This is a genomic window from Pseudomonas sp. NY15354, assembly GCF_048068075.1.
In the GTDB taxonomy this organism is placed as follows: domain Bacteria; phylum Pseudomonadota; class Gammaproteobacteria; order Pseudomonadales; family Pseudomonadaceae; genus Aquipseudomonas; species Aquipseudomonas guariconensis_C.
Genome location: NZ_JBLUPV010000034.1, coordinates 1 through 14,010 on the forward strand (window position 1 = coordinate 1; position 14,010 = coordinate 14,010).

The window sequence follows — 14,010 nt, forward strand, 5'->3', positions numbered from 1 at the left end:
GAGCTGGGAAGCATGCAGGCCGAGCTGTTCGGCAGCCTTGCTGACGCCAATGCGCTCGGCCAAAGCCAGCGCTTCGTCCTTGTAGGCTTGGGAATGGCGGGTGCGGGTCTGTTTCATTGGGGTTGCTTGTCTTGCCATGATTCACCTCGTTGCAGTTTATCGCTTAACGGGGTGTCCACTGGGACTGGGCAAGATCAGTTCAGCGACGCGAGCGAGGATGGCCAGAGCATCGGCCCGCTGTTCACCCAGTTGCCGTTCAACCATCTGTTCTTCACCGGCTCGCCGCAGACCGGCAAGGCGGTGATGGCCAACTGCGCCGCCAACCTCACTCCGGTGACGCTGGAACTGGGTGGCAAGTCGCCGGCCATCGTCGCGCCCGACTATCCTCTGCAAACGGCTGCCGAACGCATCCTCTGGGTGAAGATGCTCAACGCCGGGCAGATCTGTACCAACGTCGATTACCTGTTTGTGCCCGAGGGTCAGGAGCAGGCCTTCATCACCCACGCGCAGCGGATCGTCGCGCAGCGCTACCCCGACCTGCTGAGCGGCGACTACACGGCCATCATCGACCAGCGCCAGTACGACCGCCTGCAAGCCATGCTGCAGGACGCCATCGACCAGGGCGCGCGAGTCGTGCCGTTGTGCCCCGGCCAGGCCGGCGACGCGGGGCGGCGCATCATGCCGCCGGTGGCGCTGCTCAACGTGCACGACGGCATGCAGGTCATGCAGCGCGAGATCTTCGGCCCGCTGCTGCCCATTCGCAGCTACCGCAACCTGGATGAGGTGCTGCACTACATCAACGAGCGGCCCAACCCGCTGGCGCTGTACCTGTTCAGCCACTCGCGCCCGTTGCAGGAGCAGGTACTGAGCCAGACCCTCTCCGGCGGCGTTACGCTCAACGACACGCTGCTGCATGCCGGCCAGCACCATCTGCCGTTTGGCGGTGTGGGCCACAGCGGCATGGGCCATTACCACGGCCGCGAAGGCTTCCTGACCTTCTCCAAGCTGCGCCCGGTATTCCAGCAGGGCCTGCTGCGCACCGTGAGTTTTCTGCAGCCGCCCTACGGTGGCCTGCCCAGCAAGATGCTGGATATCATGCTCTGGCGTAACCGCTGAGGAGTCGCCCATGTATCCCGCCACCGTTGCCGACTGGCGTGTCTTGGCACAGCGCCGACTGCCGCGCTTTCTGTTCGACTATGTGGAGGGCGGTGCGGGCGACGAAGCCACGCTGGCCGCCAATGTCGCCGACTTTGCCGCCATCAGGTTGCGCCAGCGCGTGCTGCTCGACGTGGCGCAAGTAGATACCCGCAGCCAGCTCGCCGGGCAGGCCTGTGCCCCGCCGCTGGCCGCAGGCGTGCCGTTCACGCTGTCCACCGTCGGCATCTGTCCGCTGGCCGAGGTGGTGGCCGCCACCGGGCAGGCGCCCTGGTTCCAGCTCTACATGCTGCGCGACCGTGGTGCCGTCCGCGCCTTGCTGGAGGCGGCCTGGGCCGGCGGCTGCCGCACCCTGGTATTCACCGTCGATCTGCCCCTGCCCGGCATGCGCTGGCGCGACGTGCGCAACGGCATGGCGGCCAGCAGTGCGCGGGCCGCGCTGTTGCGTGCTCGGCAAGTGCTGGCGCGCCCCGGCTGGGTGAGCGACGTGGTCATCGGCGGCAGGCCGCTGAGCTTTGGCAATTTGCACCGGCAGGTGCCCGGCGGGCGCGACCTGAATACCTTCAAGGCCTGGATCGACGCGCAGTTCGACCCTGGCGTGAGCTGGCGCGACATCGACTGGCTGCGCGATCAGTGGCAGGGTCGATTGCTGCTCAAGGGCATTCTGGAGGTGGATGACGCCCGTGCCGCCGTTGCCAGCGGGGCCGATGGCATAGTCGTTTCCAATCACGGCGGACGCCAGTTGGACGCGGCCCCGGCCAGTATCACCGCGCTGCCGGCCATCGCCCGTGCGGTGGGTAGTCGGACCGAGGTGCTGATGGACGGCGGCGTGCGCAGCGGCGTGGACATCTTCAAGGCCCTGGCCCTTGGCGCGCGCGGCGTGCTCATCGGCCGGCCCTGGGTCTGGGCCCTGGCGGCGCAGGGCCAGGCCGGCGTCACCCGGCTACTCGCGCACTGGCAGCGCGAACTGCTGTTGACCATGACGCTGGCCGGCGTCAGCCGAATTGCCGACATCAACCCCAGCCATCTCATCACCCCACCGGAGCGCCCATGAACGGAGCCCAAGCCTTGCTGCAGACCCTGGCCGATGCCGGCATCGAGGTCTGCTTCACCAACCCCGGCACCAGCGAAATGCACTTCGTTGCCGCGCTCGACAGCGAACCGCGCATGCGCGCCGTGCTGGCCCTGTTCGAGGGCGTGGCCACCGGCGCCGCCGATGGCTACGCGCGCATGGCCGACAAGCCTGCCGCCACGCTGTTGCACCTGGGCTGCGGCCTGGGCAACGGCCTGGCCAACCTGCACAACGCACGCAAGGGCCGGGTGCCGGTGGTCAACATCGTCGGCGACCATGCCATCTACCACACTCAGTACGACGCGCAGTTGCAGTCGGATATCGAAACCGTGGCGCGCAACGTCTCGCCGGGGTTTGTGCGCACCAGCGCCAGTACCGCGCAACTGAGCCAAGACGCGGTGGATGCGGTGAAGGCCGCTCAGGGCTTGCCGGGCCAGGTGGCCACGCTGATCCTGCCGGCCGATGTATCCTGGGGGGAGGGGGCTCAGTCGTGCGCCATGCCCGCTCGCCGTGCCGCACCGGTGGCCGATGACTCCGTGGTGCAGGCCATCGTTCAGGCCATTCAGAACGGCAACCAGAGCGGCGGCAAGACTGCGTTGCTGCTCGGCGGCCAGGCGCTGCGCGAACCGGGCCTGCTGGCGGCGGCGCGGATTGCCGCGCAGGCCGGGGTCAAGCTGCTGGCCGAAGTATTTCCCACTCGCCTGACACGCGGTGTCGGCCTGCCGCCTGTCGAGCGTATCGCCTACCTGGCCGAGATGGCCGGGGTACAGTTGGCCGACATTCAGCACCTGATCCTGGTCGATGCCAAGGCGCCGGTGTCCTTCTTTGCCTATCCCGGCAAGCCGAGCTACCTGGTGCCCGACAGTTGCACGGTGCACACCCTGTCCTCCCCCGAGCAGGACGCACCGGCCAGCCTGACCAAGTTGGCCGTCGCCCTTGGCGCCAGCCAGGCTCAGCCGCAGTTGCAGGCCGCCCAGCGTCCCGGCCGGCCTCGCGGCAAACTGACCGCGCCCAAGGTGTGCAAGGCGGTCGGCCACCTGCTGCCGGAGAATGCCATTCTGATCGACGAAGCCATCACCTCGGGGCTGATGCTCGGCGCGATGACCGCCGGCTGCCCGCGCCACGACCTGATCACCCTGACCGGCGGCGCTATCGGCCAGGGCCTGCCCAACGCCGTCGGCGCGGCCGTGGCCTGCCCGGACCGGCCGGTGGTGGCCCTGATCGGTGACGGCACCGCGATGTACACCATCCAGGCGTTGTGGAGCATGGCCCGCGAGCATCTGCACGTGGTCAACATCATCTTCAACAACGCCAGCTATTCGGTGCTCAACGTCGAACTGGAGCGTGTGGGGGCTGGCAGTGGTGGCGACAAGGCGCGCGCCCAGCTGGATCTGGACGGGCCGCGGCTGAACTTTGCCCAGCTGGCCCAGGGCATGGGCGTGCACGCGGTGCGCACCAACAGCGCCGAGGACTTCACCAAGGCGCTTGAATATGCCCTGACCCACCCCGGCCCGCACCTGATCGAAGCTCTGGTGCCCGAGTCGCTCAGTGGTGCCAAGCGCAAAGTCCTGCCCTGGTTGTTGCGCTCGCTGCCGAATCTGCCCCGGCCGTTGGCACAGGCGCTCAAGCGTAAGATCGCGCCCTAGCAGGCGCCTGAAAAAGGCGATCTCGCGCTGCTGGCAGCGCTCTTGCCCGTCAGTCGCGTTACTGAAAGCGCATTGAGGTCAAGAATGCTGTTTGCGTTTCACCGGTATGGCTGGCCGGTCTTCGACCGTGGCTTGTGCTCAATCGGCGCCAAGCCACTGATCTGCCTCGCTCGCGACCTCGATAACCACTTTGCCGACTGCCTGGCCACTCTGTACAAGATCATGCGCCTGATGGGCCTCTGAGAGCGTGAAGCGATGCTTGTCCAGAATAGGGCGCACTTCTCCCTTCTCGATGAGTCGCGTCGCGTTTGCCAGCACCTGTCCCTGGTGGGCGCGTCCCTGGCCGCTAAGCATTGGCAACAACACGAACACCCCGGTTAGCGTCGCGCAGCGCAGTGAGCTGGTGGCCAGGTTGTGTGTGCCGAAGGCTGCGCAGCTGGCGATGTGGCCATATGGCGCAATCGCCGCCAGTGAATCGTCCAGGCTTTTGCCGCCAGCAGAATCAAAGATGACCTCGAACCCCCTGGCCTGCGTGTGGCGGGATATGTACTGCTCTACCGTGCTGCTGTGGTAGTCGATCGGCACCGCGCCCAGTTGCTCGACCAAGCTGTGTTTTGCCTGGCTGGCAGTGGCAAAGACGTTCGCGCCTAAGCTGCGGGCGATTTGCACTGCCATGTGCCCCACGCCCCCGGCGCCGCCTTGGATCAGGACGCTTTGGCCTTGCTTGAGTTTGGCGCCATCCACCAGCCCTTGCCAGGCGGTGAGAAATGTCAGCGGGACGGCTGCGGCTTCTCGGAAACTCAGGTTCTTCGGCTTGTGCGCGAGCAGGTCGGCGTCGGCAACCTGATAATGCGCCAGGCTGCCTTGCAACCCTCGCACGCCGCCCGTCATGCCGTACACGGCATCGCCCGGCTTGAAGGTGGTGACCCCCGCGCCGACGGACTCGACAATGCCAGCCATGTCCGTACCCAGCACGGCGGGTAGCTCAGGCATGGCATAGGACGCGATACCTGTGCGGATCTTGTAGTCGATTGGATTTACGCCGCTGGCAATCACACGAACCAGCACCTCACCCTGGCCTGGGGCGGGGCGTTCGATCTGTACGTCACGAAATTGTGCGGATTGGTAGCTCTCCAGGAGCAAGGCCCGCATGGTGGGTTTCGACATGGCAACCTCAAGGCAAAGGATCAGAAGGTGTGCATAATGCTCAATCTTCAGTCTATGTTTGTCTACTAGGCACTTTTTGGTTGCCTAGTCACCTTGAGGTAACCATGACTTATCTGGTGGTTAATGAAACCTGTGCGCCGCGGCGCGTTCATCAACTGCTCACGCCGAAATGGACGTCGATGGTGCTCTATATCCTGCACTTCCAGGCGCAGCGCACCGGCAGCCTTCAGCGCAGCATGCCGGGCATCTCGAAAAAGATGCTGATCCAGACGCTTTAGGAGCTACAGGGTGATGGTCTCGTGCACCGCGAGGTGTTCAACGTTGTACCGCCGATGGTGGAGTATTCGCTAACGGAGCTAGGTAAGCGTTGTGTGCAGCCGTTGCTCGCTCTGTACGAGTGGGCAGAGACACATTCAGATGTTCTCGATGAAGTGGAAGCCAACCGGCTGGCGGCACAGCGTTTGGCTGAAGAGGTGAGCTAGCCGACCATTTCCGCTATCCCGTTGTAGAGCGCATCTACAAGGAGCCGCACCTTGGGCAGCGTTTCTCGGCTCTTGAGCCAGGCCAGGTTGATGGGCAGGCCGCGCGTACTCAGCTCTGGCAGCACCTGAACGAGCCTGCCCTCGCGCAGATGCCCTTCGACCAGCCAGGTCGGTAATTGAGCGATGCCGAGCCCCGCAAGAATCATGGCCAGCTGCCCTTCGCTGTGGCCAATCGCAATTTTGCCCGATACTACCCGCATTTCGCCGTCGTTGGCATGGGCTCCGGGAAAGTGGAGCGGGTAAACGCTTCCGTCAGTTTTTCCATAGAGCACGCATCCATGCTGGTGGAGTTCGCTTTCGGAGGTGGGCGTCCCATGCTCTTTCAGGTAGCTCGCAGAGGCGCAGAAGATCAGGCGCTGCGTGCCTAATAGGCGCCTTTCCACACCGGCCGGCCAGGTTTCCGGCCCGCCGATTCTGATCAGGATGTCGATACCGTCTTCGACCTGATCGACAAACCGGTCAGTCAGTGTGATGTGCGGCATCATCTGCTGGTGCTGCGCCACGAAGCGAATGATTTCAGGCAACACCTGCAGCCTGCCATAGGAGGCCGGCATGTCGATGCGAACACGGCCCCTAGGTTCAATTTGTTCGACGTGCATCTGCATTTCGGCTTCGTCCAACTCCGTCAGCACTTCCTTGCAGGTGCGGTAGTAAGTCTGACCCGCATCGGTAAGCGCCAGGCGCCGCGTCGTCCTCTCCAGCAGCCTGATCTGCAGACGCTCCTCCAGCCGTGCCAGGCTTTTGCTGATGGCTGATGTGGTGAGGTTCAAGCGCTCTGCAGCGGCAGTGAGACTCCCGGCCTCGGCTACGCAGACAAACACGGCGATGCCTTTCAGGCTCCGTTCGCTGAGCATTCCGCTCTCCAGCATTGTTGAAATTTATTCCAATTGATTGCGTATTAATTACCAATGATAGGGTTTTATGTACAGGATAGCCTATCGCTCCGTTACTTACCCTTTGGAGTTGGCCCTTATGCAAGCCACTTTTGGCCCCGCTGCGTCCGCACCGGATACACGAGCAGCAGGCAGTATCCTAATCCTCACCATTGCGGCCTTTGCGCTGCTGACCACCGAGTTCATCATTCTCGGCGTCCTGCCCGGGCTGGCGCGCGACCTGAACATCAGCATCACCACCGCGGGCTACCTAGTGACGCTGTTTGCCTTTACCGTGATGCTGGTCGGGCCGTTTCTCACGGCAGCAATCTCGCACTTCGATCGCAAGAAGACTTTTCTCGCGATTCTGGTCATTTTTGCGCTTTCCAACGCGCTTTCAACGATGGCCAGCGGCTTTTGGAGCATGGCCTTTTCCAGACTTTTGGCGGCCATTGTGTTGCCGGTGTTCTGGGGTACGGCGAGCGAATCGGCCGCGCAACTGGCCGGTCGTGGGAACGAAGGAAAAGCCGTTGCGCGCGTCTATCTGGGCATCACTGCCGCGTTTGTGTTTGGTATTCCGCTCGGTACGCTGGCGGCCGCCTCGGTGGGCTGGCGCGGGACGTTCTGGATCCTGGCAGGGTTGTGCCTGGTGATTGCCGTGCTGATGTGGCGGCTGATGCCGCAACTGCCCAAAGCTCCCGCGCAACAGGCTGGGCAGCGGCAAAGTGCGATCCTGAAGGATTCACGCTTTGTCCTCCATGTCGTGCTCTCCGTCGTGGTATTTACCGCAATGTTCACCGCCTACACATACCTGGCAGACATGCTTGAGCGACTTGCCCGGATCCCGAGTGAGCAAGTGGGATGGTGGCTGATGGGCTTTGGCGCGGTGGGGATGATCGGGAACGCTATCGGTGGTCGGCTGGTCGAGCGTAGCCCCTTAGGGGCAACTATGGTGCTTCTGATCGTGCTGGGGGCGGGGATGTCTGCGGTTGGCCCAACGGCAGACAGACTTTGGCTGCTGGTAGTGGCGTTGGCGACCTGGGGGATCGCCTACACCGCCTTGTTTCCTGTCTGCCAGGTGAGGGTCATGATGGCCGGGGCGAAGGCTCAGGCGCTTGCCGGCACGCTGAATGTGTCGGCCGCCAACGGCGGTATTGGCCTCGGCGCGGCGGTAGGTAGCGTGAGTATTCAGCACCTTGGCCTGGTTTCCTTGGGGTGGGTTGGCACGGCGATAGCTGCACTCGCATTGGCGATGTCCTGGGCGATGAATCGCAAGTAATCGATGCGGCCAGTTAGCGTGTGCGCAGCCGGCGCGCATACCACCTGGTCAGCAGGTGACTGAGCGGGCGCATGAACCCGGGCGCATGGCGGTAGCCCCAGGCGGTCAGCCGGGGCAGCAGCCCCACGCCGATCTCGAAACGCCGCCGGGCGATGCCGCGTAACATGCCCCGGCAGGCCGTTTCGACATCCAGCACGCCGGGGAACTCGGCCAGCGCGCGGGTCAGCGGGTGCTCGACCTCGTGCTCTGCCTGCACCATCGGAGTGAGGATGACGCCGGGACAACACACGCTGACATCCACGCCCAGCAGGGAGAGTTCGATGTCCAGCACCCGGGCCAGGCCGACCACGCCGAACTTGGAGGCGCTGTAAGCGGCATAGCCGTAGTTGCCCAATAGCCCGGCCAGTGAGGCCACCAGCACCAGGTGAGAGCCGGGACTCAGGTACGGCAAGGCCGCCGCGCTGGTATTGCGCGAACCGATCAGGTTGACCCGCACCACCCGTTCGAAGTCATCCGCCGACAGCTCGGCAAAGGGCGAGGAGACGATGATCCCCGCCGAGTTGATGATCAGCTGCGGCGAACCCAGTTGCGCGGCAGCCTCGGCGAACGCGTGGCGCAACGCGGCCTCATCCATGACATCGGCCGCAAAGCTGCTGAAGCGCTGGCTCGGCGACCGCGCGAGGGTCTGCAGCTCCTCGACCACCGTCGGGGCCAGGCGTCGATTGAAGATCGCCACGCTGCCCCCTTCCTGCGCCAGTCGGCGGGCGAACTCACGGCCGATGCCGCTGCCGCCGCCGGTGATGAACACCACCCGTGGCGCGCCTTTTTTCCAGGCAAACGTCATGGCATTACTCCGGGTAATAGTCGGCAGGGTTGGAGGCCAGCGGCATGTTCCAGTCCTGGCGAATCATCTCGGCGCCTTTCTCGCCGATCATGATCGACGGGGCCATGGTGTTGCCGCCGACGATGCGCGGCATGATCGAACTGTCCACCACGCGCAGCCCCTGCAGCCCGTGCACGCGCAGGCGGGCATCGACCACCGAATCGGCGGCATCGCTACCCATGCGGCAACTGCCGACCGGGTGGTAGTTGGTGCCGGCGGCGGCGCGGGCGAACTGCGCCCAGTCGGCATCGCTGCGGCAATGCGCGGTGCGCATGTCACGCTTGACGCGGCCGGCGAAGGTCGGCGTCTGGGTCATGATCGCGTGCACGCGCTTGAGCCCCTCCACCATGGTCGTCAGATCCTGCGGATCGCTGAGGTAGTTGAACTGGATAAGCGGCGCGGCGTACGGGTCGCTGCTGGCCAGGCGCACCGTGCCACGGCTCTGCGGATGCAACAGCAGCACGTGCACCGACATGCCGTGCTTGAAATACATGTTGCGGCCGTGGTTGGTGGCCAGGGCGTTGAAGAACTCGTACTGGATCTCCGGCTTGCGCGACTGCGGCGTCAGGCTCATGAAGCCGGTCACCTCGACGAAGTTGGTCGCCAGGCGGCCCGTGCCATCGCGCTTCCAGTCCTGCCAGCCACGCCACATCACCCCGGCGGCGGTGGGCGAGATGCCGATCAGGTCGGCGTCGCCGGGGATATGAAAGCCCATGATCACATCGGCGTGATCCTGCAGGTGCTTGCCCACGGCCGGCAGCGCATGAACCGTTTCGATGCCCAGCGGCTTGAGCCACTGTGGGTCACCAACGCCGGAGAGCTGCAGCAGCTTGGCCGAGAGAATGCCGCCGCCGGCGACTATCACTTCCTTGCGGCAACGCACGATGCGCCGCCGGCCCTGTTGCTCGATCTCCACGCCCACGACGCGCTTGTTCTCGAAGAGGATGCGCGTGCACTGGGTGTCGGCCCACAGCTGCAGGTTACGGCGGCGCTCCAAAATCGGGTGGATATAAGCCTTGCCCACGCCGTAACGCACGCCATTTTTCATGAACACCTGGGTGCGCCGACAGCCGTCCTGGCTGGCCCCGTTGAGGTCGAGATTGTGCGGCAGTCCCGCCTCCGCGCAGGCCTGCAGGCACAGCTTTTGATAGGGATTGCCGGTGCGCGGCTCCTCCACCCACATCGGCCCGTCCGTGCCATGCAGCGGGTCGTCGCGAAAACTCTGGTTGTTCTCCGACTTGCGAAAATACGGCAGCACCTCATCCCACGACCAGCCGGCGTTGCCCATGGTGGCCCAGTCGTCGTAGTCCTGCTGGTTGCCGCGCATGTACATCAGCGTGTTGATGCTGGAGCCACCACCGAGGCCGCGTCCCAGTGGATGGAAATCGCGGCGGCCATTGAGGCCGGCCTCCGTCTCGGTGCTCAGCCCATAGTTGTTGCTGCTCTTGCGCGGCACCAGTGCCAGGGTGCCCAGCGCCAGATTGTCCGCCAGCAGGCCACGACGATCGGGGCCGGCTTCCAGCAGCAGCACCTGACAGTCCGGCACTTCGCTCAGCCGCGCCGCCGTGACGCAGCCACCGGGGCCGCCCCCGATCACGATGAAATCGAAGGTATCTGTTGCGCTTGCCATTGTCTTACCTCGCCTGTGCCAAGCTGGAGTTTTCCGAATCATGCGTTGACTGGTGGGCGAGGTCTTGACAGCTTCGGACACCTGCATGACATTTCACGACAAATAAAAATATGAGCGAACAGTCATGAGCGTTTTCGTGCGCGCCGCCGCCCTGACCGGTTACCAGCCGCTGGCTCAAAGCCTGGGGCTGGATGTGCCAGCCCTGCTGGCACGCTTCGAACTGCCACTGGCGGCCCTACACGAGCCGGACCGGCTGATTTCCTATCCGGCCTTTATCAACCTGCTGGAAGAGTCCGCCGTGCTGGGCCACTGCGCGGATTTCGGACTGCGCCTGGCGCATGTCCAGGGCATCGGCATTCTCGGTCCGATTGCCGTGCTGCTGCGCCAGGCGCGGCATGTCAGTGAGGCCATCGAGCTGGGGGTGCGCTACCTGTTCGTACATAGCCCGGCCCTGAGCCTGCAACTGCAAGCCGATGCCGAGCAGCCGGACAGGATCAATCTGCAGCTGGACATCCGCCAGGTCAACCTGGCCGCCCGCCTGCAAATCACCAGCCTCTCGCTGAGCATCATCTGCCAGTGCCTCAGGCAACTGACCGCCGATCGCGTACAACCGCTGCAGGTCAGTCTGCCGCAGGCGCAACCGGCGGATCTCGCCGTCTACCAGCGGGCCTACGGCTGTGCGGTGCGTTTTATGGCCGCCAGCGCCAGTGTGCAGCTGCTTGCCAGCGATCTGGAGGTGGTGCTGGGCGAGCAGGACCCGCAGATCAAGCAGTTGGCCCTGGATTACCTGCAACGCTACGCCGGACCCAGCGCAACACGTCTGAGCGAGCAGGTGCGGCGCCTGGCCGGCGAGTTGCTCGGTAGCGGGCTGGCAACGCAGGAGGCGATTGCCCGCAGCCTGGCCCTGCATCCGCGCACCCTGCAGCGCCGCCTGAGGGCCGAAGGCACCAGTTTCGCGGAACTTCTCGATAACGTGCGCCAGGAGCAGTTCAAAGCACTGATCGCGCTACCCGGTGGGCCGTCACTGACGCAGATCGCTCACTTCCTCGGCTACGCCGAGGCCTCGGTGCTTTCACGCAGTTGCACGCGCTGGTTCGGCAGCAGTCCCAGGGCCATGCGTGCCCTCCGAGTGCAGTAGGATGACGAAAGGTTTGCGCATCTTCGTGTGCTCCGAAGGCAGGGTCGTGGGTTCGAATCCCCGAGAGACGCAATATAAATCAAGAGCTTACCTCATAATTCTAGATGCTACCTTGGCAGCGTGGGTGCAAGGTGGGTGCAGCAGCAAAAGATAAGACCTCGTATAGATCGTTCTATACGGGCCTTTTTCGTTGCTCGGCGTCAGTCTCAACCTACGGTATCGCGGATGCGTAGCACGGTAGTGGTCGAGCAATTAGCGTGTCTAGCCGTGGCTCGGATACCCATACCGGCTCCCAGTAGTTCCTTGACCCGCTTGTGCAGTTCTGCATCCACCGGGCGTCCTTGGTACTTTCCAGCTGCTTTAGCTTTCTGAATGCCTTGTGCCTGGCGTTCTCGGCGCTGCTCATAGTCCTTTCTAGCAATCGCCGCCATTATTTCCACGAGCATTGAGTTGATCGCGCTAAGCATACGATTCGTGAAGTCGTCGCCGTTGGTATCGCGCAAACCCTGGTGGCTTGTGGGCAGGTCCAAAGCGACGATGCGAAGGTCCTTAGCATCTATGGCTGCTTTGAGTTTGTTCCAATCGTCGACAGGAAGACGGGAGAGACGATCAATGGACTCAACCAACAGAACGTCGCCCTTTCCAGCATCCTTCAGCAAACGCAACAACTCAGGACGATCCGATGCAGCCCCACTGGCATTCTCTATGTACTCACAAGCAATAGCCTTGTTTTGATCCTGAACGAACCTTTCCAGCGAGTCGTGGGCGCGACCGGCGTCCTGCTCGTCTGTCGATGCACGAAGGTAGACACGTATGAACATGACTCGTCCTGTATCAGTTAGGGTGTTCTCCTATCAGTGTTCCACTTTGGGTGTTACATATCAAGCAAAAATGCTGGTGCTGGCTAAGCTCGACCGTATCACCCTAGGTATACCTTAAGTTAACATAGACCAAGCTACTCTCATGAACACCTTGCAGGTACAAGCCTGAGCGTGGAATTGTAGAGTTTACCATGCTAGGGTGGCATGATGCCACTAGCACCGTTGGGGGTTAATTTTGCGCTCAAATCTACCTATAACAACCGTTGAACAAACATTCCCGGCGCAGCAACGATTGATTTCTGCTACAGATGTTAATGGAAACATACTGTACTGTAATGATGACTTCGTTAGGGTAAGTGGTTACTCTCGTGAAGAGCTATTGGGTAGCCCGCACAATCTGGTTCGCCATCCCGACATGCCTAAAGTTGTCTTTGAACTGATGTGGAGCTACTTGAAATCAGGGAGGAGCTGGATGGGTATAGTCAAAAATCGCTGCAAGAATGGTGATTTCTACTGGGTCAGTGCTTATGTAACTCCGATTCTAGAAAATGGGCGACTAGCTGGATATGAGTCAGTTAGGATCAAACCCACTAGCGCTCAAGTAAAGCGTGCAGAAACCTTATACAGGCGGCTGCGAGAGGGGAAAAACGCTATCCCTAAAGGCCATTATTACATGGTGCTTTTGAGAAAAATTGCCGTCCCCACATTAGCAGGCATGCTGGCAGTTATTAGTGCCAGTGTACTTCCGAGCCTGGCGGCTGCTACAGTAACGGTATTTCTATTCTTTGCTACGACATGGTGGGCTAATAAGCAGCAGGAATTATTCCTTGGCAAACTTATTAAAAACACCCCGAAAGCTTTCTCGGACTCAATGTGCGCCATTACATATAGCGACTTGCAAGGGCGCCAAGCACAGCTGGAAATGATCTTAATTAGCGAGGAGGCACGTCTAAAAACAGCCTTGACTCGATTAAGTGACTTGGCCAGCCAGGTAGCTGAGGCTGCCGGGCATACCAGTCAGCTCTCGAATAATACTGAGCATGCTTTGCTAAAGCAGAAAGCTGAAACAGACATGACAGCAATCGCTATAACAGAAATGGCGACTTCAATAAGTGAGGTTGCGGGGCACGTTCAAATAACAGCAACTGAAGCACACACTGCAAGCAAACTAGCTGAGCAGGGAGGTGAGATAGCTGAAATTTCTCGAAATGCAATTCAAGTTCTAGCTAGCACCGTGACAAATATTAGTGCAGCCGTAGATAAGCTTGCAAGTGAAACTCAGCAAATCATGGTCGCCACTGGTGTAATTCAAGCTATATCCGATCAAACAAACTTGCTTGCGCTTAATGCTGCGATTGAAGCTGCTAGGGCTGGCGAACAAGGTCGCGGCTTTGCTGTGGTAGCTGATGAAGTTCGCGCGCTAGCAAGTAAAACCAGGCTCTCCACCGAACATATTCAAGGCGTCATTGAAACCCTCAGAAAGGGGGCAGATGAAGCGGTGAGCATTGCCAAGCTTGGTATTCATGAGGCTGAGTGTGGTGTGCAGCACGTTGTGGATACACAGAGCGCTCTCCAAGGAATTCGAGAGGCTGTTGAGAGAATCAGCGCAATGAGCCAGCAAATGGCTGCCGCTTCGGAAGAGCAAGCATACGTTGCCGAAGACATTTCTCGGCAAATTAACAGTGTAGCAGGTACTGTAGATGTAACCGCAAAAAATGCTAACTCCGCAGTGCTTCGTGGCAACGAACTAAAAAGTGCTTCTCGTGGGTTGCATGCAATTGTTGAGCGTTTTAATAGGTAGGATT

At 61.6% G+C, this 14,010-nt stretch carries 11 protein-coding genes and 3 pseudogenes; 8 read left to right on the top strand and 6 right to left on the bottom strand.

Going from position 1 to position 14,010, the window contains the following annotated elements; genetic code table 11:
* Positions 1-138 (bottom strand): annotated as a pseudogene (locus ACNFCH_RS22605) (IS3 family transposase); the annotation flags it as partial.
* Positions 139-171: 33 nt separating this feature from the next.
* Here ACNFCH_RS22605 and ACNFCH_RS22610 point away from each other — a divergent pair.
* From ACNFCH_RS22610 to ACNFCH_RS22620, 3 genes are read left to right on the top strand one after another with little or no spacing between them, the layout of a single operon-like run.
* The gene (locus ACNFCH_RS22610; protein WP_416743914.1) at positions 172-1,116 is read left to right on the top strand and encodes an aldehyde dehydrogenase family protein; all 945 of its coding nucleotides are present in this window, start codon (positions 172-174) and stop codon (positions 1,114-1,116) included.
* Between the two features lie 10 nt (positions 1,117-1,126).
* Positions 1,127-2,209 carry an alpha-hydroxy-acid oxidizing protein gene (locus ACNFCH_RS22615; RefSeq protein WP_416743916.1) on the top strand — a complete coding sequence of 361 codons (1,083 nt, stop codon included), beginning with the start codon at positions 1,127-1,129 and terminating at the stop codon, positions 2,207-2,209.
* Positions 2,206-3,873, top strand: a complete 1,668-nt coding sequence (locus ACNFCH_RS22620) for an acetolactate synthase large subunit (RefSeq protein ID WP_416743917.1) — start codon at positions 2,206-2,208, stop codon at positions 3,871-3,873. The genes ACNFCH_RS22615 and ACNFCH_RS22620 overlap by 4 nt, the downstream gene beginning before the upstream one ends.
* 138 nt (positions 3,874-4,011) lie before the next feature.
* Here ACNFCH_RS22620 and ACNFCH_RS22625 read toward each other — a convergent pair whose 3' ends face one another.
* Positions 4,012-5,040, bottom strand: coding sequence for a zinc-dependent alcohol dehydrogenase family protein (locus ACNFCH_RS22625; protein WP_416743919.1), 1,029 nt, complete (start codon positions 5,038-5,040; stop codon positions 4,012-4,014).
* 104 nt (positions 5,041-5,144) lie between these two features.
* Between ACNFCH_RS22625 and ACNFCH_RS22630 the strand changes: the two are divergent.
* Positions 5,145-5,522: pseudogene (locus tag ACNFCH_RS22630) on the top strand (winged helix-turn-helix transcriptional regulator).
* Here the strand turns inward: ACNFCH_RS22630 and ACNFCH_RS22635 are convergent.
* On the bottom strand, positions 5,519-6,436 hold the full coding sequence (locus tag ACNFCH_RS22635; RefSeq protein WP_416743921.1) for a LysR family transcriptional regulator: 918 nt from the start codon (positions 6,434-6,436) through the stop codon (positions 5,519-5,521). The pseudogene ACNFCH_RS22630 and the gene ACNFCH_RS22635 sit on opposite strands and share 4 nt — an antisense overlap.
* Positions 6,437-6,545: 109 nt before the next feature.
* Between ACNFCH_RS22635 and ACNFCH_RS22640 the strand changes: the two genes are divergently transcribed.
* Complete coding sequence (locus tag ACNFCH_RS22640) at positions 6,546-7,733, top strand: MFS transporter (protein ID WP_416743979.1); 1,188 nt, start codon at positions 6,546-6,548, stop codon at positions 7,731-7,733.
* 13 nt (positions 7,734-7,746) lie between these two features.
* On the opposite strand, the gene ACNFCH_RS22645 is transcribed toward ACNFCH_RS22640, so the two are convergent.
* Together ACNFCH_RS22645 and ACNFCH_RS22650 are read right to left on the bottom strand one after the other, a co-directional pair.
* Complete coding sequence (locus ACNFCH_RS22645) at positions 7,747-8,577, bottom strand: SDR family NAD(P)-dependent oxidoreductase (RefSeq protein WP_416743923.1); 831 nt, start codon at positions 8,575-8,577, stop codon at positions 7,747-7,749.
* Positions 8,578-8,581: 4 nt separating this feature from the next.
* Positions 8,582-10,246: a GMC family oxidoreductase gene (locus tag ACNFCH_RS22650; protein ID WP_416743925.1), complete on the bottom strand. Its 1,665-nt coding sequence runs from the start codon at positions 10,244-10,246 to the stop codon at positions 8,582-8,584.
* Between the two features lie 124 nt (positions 10,247-10,370).
* Here ACNFCH_RS22650 and ACNFCH_RS22655 point away from each other — a divergent pair, with 124 nt between their 5' ends.
* Positions 10,371-11,384 (top strand): AraC family transcriptional regulator ligand-binding domain-containing protein, encoded by a 1,014-nt coding sequence (locus ACNFCH_RS22655; protein WP_416743927.1) that lies wholly within the window; start codon positions 10,371-10,373, stop codon positions 11,382-11,384.
* Positions 11,385-11,590: 206 nt separating this feature from the next.
* On the opposite strand, the gene ACNFCH_RS22660 is transcribed toward ACNFCH_RS22655, so the two are convergent.
* Complete coding sequence (locus ACNFCH_RS22660) at positions 11,591-12,205, bottom strand: recombinase family protein (protein ID WP_416743929.1); 615 nt, start codon at positions 12,203-12,205, stop codon at positions 11,591-11,593.
* A gap of 292 nt (positions 12,206-12,497) precedes the next feature.
* Here ACNFCH_RS22660 and ACNFCH_RS22665 point away from each other — a divergent pair.
* Positions 12,498-12,719 (top strand): annotated as a pseudogene (locus ACNFCH_RS22665) (PAS domain-containing protein); the annotation flags it as partial.
* A 201-nt stretch (positions 12,720-12,920) separates the two neighbouring features.
* Positions 12,921-14,006 (top strand): methyl-accepting chemotaxis protein, encoded by a 1,086-nt coding sequence (locus tag ACNFCH_RS22670; RefSeq protein WP_416743981.1) that lies wholly within the window; start codon positions 12,921-12,923, stop codon positions 14,004-14,006.
* The last annotated feature ends 4 nt before the right edge of the window (positions 14,007-14,010 follow it).